Source organism: Streptomyces niphimycinicus (genome assembly GCF_018883605.1).
GTDB lineage: Bacteria > Actinomycetota > Actinomycetes > Streptomycetales > Streptomycetaceae > Streptomyces > Streptomyces niphimycinicus.
Window position 1 is genome coordinate 1 of record NZ_JAHLEM010000712.1, and the last position, 6,201, is coordinate 6,201.

A 6,201-nucleotide genomic window follows, 5' to 3' on the forward strand; every position below is an offset into this window, starting at 1 on the left:
CCGCCGCCCCCCGCTCGCCCTGGCCTCCACCGACCCCGCCGGCTACGTCCGCGCCCTCGGCGCGGCGGGCGAGGCCGCGGAGCTGACCGACCCCGCCGGTCTCGGCGCCTTCACCTGGCTCCACCACCCGGTGGAGCTGCCACACGATGTGCTCCGGCCGTAGCGGGTGTCGGACGGCCCTGCCACGCGGCGCATCGATATGCGGCTCCGCCGCGTGGCCCGCCGGACGCCCCGCAGGGCTCGCGCGGCGGGGAGCGCCCGGCGGGGGCCTGCTGGGGAGCTGAGAGACTGGGACGCATGACGGAGACGACAGTCGGCATCGGCGGCGCCGCGGAGAGCACCGACATGGTGCTCAACATCGGCCCACAGCACCCCTCCACTCACGGAGTGCTACGACTGCGGCTGGTCCTCGACGGGGAGCGGATCCAGAGCGCGGAACCGGTCATCGGCTATATGCACCGGGGCGCGGAGAAGCTCTTCGAGGCGCGCGACTACCGCCAGATCATCATGCTGGCCAACCGCCACGACTGGCTCTCCGCCTTCTCCAACGAACTGGGCGTCGTGCTCGCCGTCGAGCGGATGCTGGGCATGGAGGTCCCGGAGCGGGCGGTGTGGACCCGTACGCTGCTCGCCGAGCTCAACCGGATCCTGAACCATCTGATGTTCCTCGGCTCCTACCCCCTGGAGCTGGGCGGCATCACACCGATCTTCTACGCGTTCCGGGAGCGCGAGGACCTCCAGCACGTCATGGAGGAGATCTCCGGCGGCCGGATGCACTACATGTTCAACCGGGTCGGCGGCCTCAAGGAGGATCTCCCGGCGGGCTGGCTGGGCCGGGCCCGGCAGGCCGTGGCCGAGGTGCGCTCGCGAATGGACGTGTACGACGACCTGGTGCTCGGCAACGAGATCTTCCGGGGCCGCACCCGCGACGTCGGCGTACTGGCCCGCGAGACGGTGCACGGGTACGGGGTCAGCGGCCCCATCGCCCGGGCCTCGGGCGTCGACTTCGACCTGCGGCGCGACGAGCCGTATCTGGCCTACCCGGAGCTCCAGGACGTCCTCAAGGTCGTCACCCGCCAGGAGGGCGACTGCCTCGCCCGGTTCGAATGCCTGCTGGAGCAGGCGCACAACTCCCTGGCGCTGGCGGACGCCTGCCTGGACCGGCTCGACGAACTCCCGGCGGGGCCGATCAACCAGCGGCTGCCGAAGGTGCTCAAGGCGCCCGAGGGCCACACCTACGCCTGGACCGAGAACCCGCTCGGCCTCAACGGCTACTACCTCGTCTCCAAGGGCGAGAAGACGCCGTACCGGCTCAAGCTCCGCTCGGCCTCGTACAACAACATCCAGGCGCTCACCGAGCTGCTGCCGGGCACTCTCGTCGCCGACATGGTGGCGATCCTGGGGTCGCTCTTCTTCGTCGTCGGCGACATCGACAAGTAGGCGACACCGACGAGTAATCGACACCGACGAGTAATCGGCATCGACGAGTAGCCGGCGACGCCAGGACGCCGCGCGGGCGATCCCGTTACGAGATCGCGCTGCGCAGCTCCCCGAGGTCGATCTGTTCCGTCTCGTCGTGCGCGGTCAGGTCGATGACCTCGCCCACCGCGCCCTTCCTGGTCTCCGCGAGGGTCTCGTCGCCGATCACATCGGCGAGGTCCTCCTCGGCGGGTTCGGGCTCCCGCTGCTGCTTCGGGTGCTTCTTCTGGGTGCCGAAGTAGTCGAAGCCGCTCTCCGAACGGGAGGCGGCCCGGCGTGCCGCGGCATACGGCACCACCGCCGAGGCGGCCGTACGGGCGTGGACGGGCGGCTCCTGGGGGCCGTCGCCGTCCTGCCCGCCGGCCGCCGGGGGCTTCCCCAGCGTGGCGGCACCACCCTTGTCGCGGCTCTCGCGCCGGCCCTCGCGCCCGTCGCGCTCCGCGTCCTTCTCGGTGTCCACCGCGGGGGCGGGGGCGTCGGCCCGGGCGCCCGCGGCGGCCTGCTCCCGGCGCTCCTTCTGCCGTCGCGCGCTCTCCCGGAGCCGGCTGAGCGCCTCGTCGGCCTTGGCGTACGCGGTGGCCGACGGCATGAGGCGCCCGGCGGCGGTGCCATCCGGCCCGTTCGACTCGACGCGCGACCCGGCGGATTCGGTGGACCCGGCAGGTTCGGTGGACCCGGCAGGTTCGGTGGACCCGGCAGGTTCGGTGGATTCGGCGGGCCTGGTCGCCGCCTCCAGCGCCTTCGCCGGGGACGCGGCCTCCAGCGCGAGCCGGCGGCGGCCCTCCAGGGCGGTGGCCCGCTCGGTCTCGGCCGTGGCGTAGCGGCGCAGCAGCTCGGCGTGCTCATTGCGCAGCCGGGCGAGCTCGGCGCGCTTGACGCGCAGCCGGGTGTTGAGCGCGGTGCGGAGCTCGCTCGCCTTCTCGGCGTCCGCCTCGAGCTCCGCGATCCGCTCCTCGTACTTCATCTCCTGGCGCGCGGCCTCGCTCGCGGCCTCCGCGACCCGTCGGCCGGCCGAGCGGTCCCAACGGCGCATCAGGAAGGCGCCGACGACCGCGGCGGCGGCCGCGGTCGCGGCAAGCCCGCGGATCACGACCGTATCGCCGACCAGCCAGGCTCCGGCGGCGCAGGTTATTGACGCGACTGCGACCGAAGCGGAGGGAAGAAGCCTGTGCAGGGGTGGGGATTGGCGGTGGCGTCCACGTGGCATGGCCCGAAACTTACCGTGCAAAGGGGTCGCTTGGGTGCCCGCCGGGCCAGATCTGTTGTCAATCCGTTGGCAAATAGCGGCGGTCGCGCGGCCGTGATCCGTTGCCAAGCCCTCCCGAGCGGGGTTTTGATCCTACTTCACCAGCCCCTTGTCCCGGAGGTAGTCGGCGGCGACATCCGTCGGCTTGAGCCGCTCGGCGTCAACTTTCTTGTTGAGTTCCCGCAGATCGGCGGTGGTCAGCACCTTGGTGAGCTTGTTCAGCGAGTCCGCGATCTTCTGCGCGCCGGCGGACTTCGCATTCACCACGGGAAGCACGTTGTCGGCATTCTGGAGATTTTTGTCGTCGTCGAGCAGGACGAGCCCGAACTGATCCAGCGTGCTGTCCGTGGTCGTGGTCAGGACCATCTGGTCCTTACCGTCCTTGACGGCCTGCTTGGCCTGGACGCTGCCGATGTCCAGCGGGTCGATCCCGGCGATGTCGATGCCGTACCTCTTCTCCAGACCCGGCTGGCAGAAGGGCCGCTTGGGGCATTCGTCGCCCGCCGCCAGGGTGACCTTCTGCTTCGACTTCCCGAGGTCGGAGAGCGTCTTGAGATCATGTTCCTTCGCGAAGTCACCGCTGACCGCGAAGGCGTTCTGGTCCACGGCCTTGCCGGGGTCCAGCACCTTCAGCCCGCGCGGTTCGGCGAGCTTCTTCAGCGCCGTGACCGTCTCGCCGATGTCCGAGGAGGCCACCGGGGCGGCATTCGACCCGTTCTTCTTCTGGTTGAGGAATTCGGCCAGCGTCGCCGCGTACTCCGGTACGACATCCATCTGGCCCTTCTCCAGGGCCGGTTCATACAGCTCGCGGGCGTCCACGGTCTTGATCGAAGTGGAATAGCCGGCGTCCTTCAGAACCCCCGCGTACAGCTCCGCGAGGATCTTCGACTCGGAGAAGGAGGCGGATCCGATCACCAGCGAGCCCTTGTCCGGTTTCCCGGAGCTGTCACCGCCGCTCGACTTCTCCAGGCTGTCCCCGCCACACGCGGCCAGCCCGGCCGTCAGCGCGGCGACCCCCGCCACGGCCGCCGCCGCCCGATAGATCTTGCTCATGGTTCCCCATCCGTAGTTGTCCGCGTCGTCGCGTCTTGTGCGTCGGCCGCGTTTTCTGCGTTCTCTGCGTTTCCGGGTTTCCCGCGATTTCCGCGATTTCCGCGTCGTCGGCGCTCTGTGGGTTGTCCGCATGCGCTGTCCGCGCTCTCTGCGTCGGCCGTGCCATCCGCGTCACCCGCGCTGCCCGCACTGGCGTGTCCGCATGGGCGTGCGTCCGGTCGCCGGAGGGCTCGGCCCGCGGGTGCTACGTCGTCAGCGCCGGTGCGGCCGGGGCCTGGTCGGCGGGCGGGCGGCGGGCCCCGGCCAGGCGCCGCCCCGTCCTGCGCCGCATGGGGTCGAGCAGCAGCCCCAGCACCACGAAGACGCCCTCGACCACCAGCGCGAGGGCCGCGACCAGCACCGCCCCGGCCACCACCTGCGGGGTGTCGGTGAGCCGGAAGCCCGCCGTGATGATCCGGCCGAGGCCGCCGCCGCCGGGCAGCGCGGCCAGTGTCGCGGTGGCCACGACCTGCACCGCGGCCGTCCGTACGCCCGTCATGATGAGCGGGAACGCCAGCGGCAGCTCGACCCTGCGGATCAACTGGCCGCCGGTCATCCCCATGCCGCGGGCCGCCTCCACGACCTCCCGGTCGGCCTCGTGCACTCCGACATAGGCGTTGGTGAGCAGCGGCGGGATGGCGAACAGCACCAGCGCGATGATCGTGGGCCACTCGCCGTGCGTCCCCAGCGGGCTGAGCAGCAGCAGCACCAGCACCGCGAAGGTGGGCACGGCGCGCCCCGCGTTGGAGATGTTGACCGCGAGCGCGCCGCCCTTGCCGATATGGCCGAGGGCCACGGCGATCGGCAGCGCCACCGCGCAGGCGATGGCCAGGCAGGCGAAGGTCAGGAACAGATGCTGGCCGAGCCGGTGCCACACCCCGTCGGGGCCCGCCCAGTGCGACCCGGTGGCCAGCCAGGTCCACGCCTTGGCGACGACGTCCATCAGGTGGTGCCCTTCCGACTCTTGCGCGCCCATGGCGTCAGCAGCCGCTGGAGGGCGAGCAGCAGCAGATCCGCCACGACCGCCAGCGCCACGCACAGCACCGAGGCGGTGAGCACCTCGGCCTTGAAGAAGCTGCGCATGCCTTCGTAGATGAGGTTGCCGAGTCCGCCGTATCCGATGATCGCGCCCACTGTGGTGAGCGAGACCGTGGAGACGGTGGTGATCCGCAGCCCGGCCATCAGCGCGGGCAGCGCGAGCGGCAGCTCCACGCCGAACAGCAGCCGCAGCGGGCCGTACCCCATGCCCCGGGCCGCCTCCCGCGCCTCTTCGGGCACCGAGGCGAGACCGGCCATGATGTTGCGCACCAGGATCGTGAGCGAATAGAGCACCAGCCCGGTGATCACCACCGCGACCGAGACCCCGAACACGGGCAGCAGCAGCGAGAACATCGCCAGCGACGGCACCGTATAGAGGATCGTGGTCAGCCCCAGCACCGGCCCCGACACCACCTTCCAGCGGCGGGCCAGCAGCGCCAGCGGAAAGGCGACCAACAGACCGATCGCGACCGAGGCGAGCGTGATCCACACATGCTGGAGTGTCGCGTCCGTCAGCTCCTGACCACGTGTGCGTACATACTCACCGCATATCCACTCGTTACTGATCAGACAGTTTCCGTCGGCCATACGCTCACCTCCCCCGTCGGGTCGCGGCCCGTTGCTCTTCACAATTCCTGGTGACCCTAACCCCGGCAGATGACAATCTCGTCCGATCGCCACACAACAGCAACAATGTCTGCCACGAATGCGGCAACAATGAGGAGCCATGATCCGTTTCGAGCATGTCACCAAGCGCTACCCCGATGGCACGACGGCCGTGGACGACCTCTCCTTCGAGGTGGCGAAGGGTGAGCTGGTCACCCTGGTGGGCCCCTCGGGCTGCGGCAAGACGACGACGATGAAGATGGTGAACCGGCTCATCGAGCCGACATCGGGGCGGATTCTGGTGGACGGCGAGGACATCGCCGAGGCCGATCCGGTCGCCCTGCGCCGCCGGATCGGCTATGTCATCCAGCAGGTCGGGCTGTTCCCGCACAAGACCGTGCTCGAGAACACCTCCACCGTGCCGCATCTCCTGGGCTGGCAGCGGAAGAAGGGGCGGGAACGCGCCGCCGAGCTGCTCGACCTGGTCGGCCTCGACCCGTCCGTCTACGGCGACCGCTACCCCGACCAGCTCTCCGGCGGCCAGCGGCAGCGCGTCGGGGTGGCCCGCGCGCTGGCCGCCGATCCGCCGGTGCTGCTGATGGACGAGCCGTTCGGCGCGGTCGACCCGGTCGTACGCGAGCATCTACAGAACGAATTCCTGCGACTTCAGTCACAGGTGCGCAAGACCGTGCTCTTCGTCACCCATGACATAGAGGAGGCGGTCCGGCTCGGAGATCGCA

General features: G+C 70.1%; 6 protein-coding genes and 1 pseudogene. 3 read left to right on the forward strand and 4 right to left on the reverse strand.

The features are described from left to right. Both KN815_RS52655 and KN815_RS40885 read left to right on the forward strand, forming a co-directional pair. A pseudogene (locus KN815_RS52655) lies at window positions 1-163 on the forward strand (SAM-dependent methyltransferase); the annotation flags it as partial. Between the two features lie 134 nt (window positions 164-297). Then, the gene (locus KN815_RS40885; RefSeq protein ID WP_216346854.1) at window positions 298-1,440 is read left to right on the forward strand and encodes an NADH-quinone oxidoreductase subunit D; all 1,143 of its coding nucleotides are present in this window, start codon (window positions 298-300) and stop codon (window positions 1,438-1,440) included. Between the two features lie 85 nt (window positions 1,441-1,525). Here KN815_RS40885 and KN815_RS40890 read toward each other — a convergent pair whose 3' ends face one another. The 4 genes from KN815_RS40890 to KN815_RS40905 form a co-directional block, all read right to left on the reverse strand. Then, window positions 1,526-2,569 (reverse strand): hypothetical protein, encoded by a 1,044-nt coding sequence (locus KN815_RS40890; protein WP_216346855.1) that lies wholly within the window; start codon window positions 2,567-2,569, stop codon window positions 1,526-1,528. A 249-nt stretch (window positions 2,570-2,818) separates the two neighbouring features. Further along, the gene (locus KN815_RS40895) at window positions 2,819-3,778 is read right to left on the reverse strand and encodes an ABC transporter substrate-binding protein (protein ID WP_216346856.1); all 960 of its coding nucleotides are present in this window, start codon (window positions 3,776-3,778) and stop codon (window positions 2,819-2,821) included. A gap of 244 nt (window positions 3,779-4,022) precedes the next feature. Continuing rightward, complete coding sequence (locus tag KN815_RS40900) at window positions 4,023-4,760, reverse strand: ABC transporter permease (protein WP_216346857.1); 738 nt, start codon at window positions 4,758-4,760, stop codon at window positions 4,023-4,025. Next, window positions 4,760-5,443: an ABC transporter permease gene (locus tag KN815_RS40905; RefSeq protein ID WP_216346858.1), complete on the reverse strand. Its 684-nt coding sequence runs from the start codon at window positions 5,441-5,443 to the stop codon at window positions 4,760-4,762. Before KN815_RS40905 ends, KN815_RS40900 begins: the two co-directional genes overlap by 1 nt. A gap of 139 nt (window positions 5,444-5,582) precedes the next feature. Between KN815_RS40905 and KN815_RS40910 the strand changes: the two genes are divergently transcribed. After that, the coding region (locus KN815_RS40910) for an ABC transporter ATP-binding protein (protein ID WP_216346859.1) at window positions 5,583-6,201 on the forward strand (619 nt) is incomplete at its 3' end.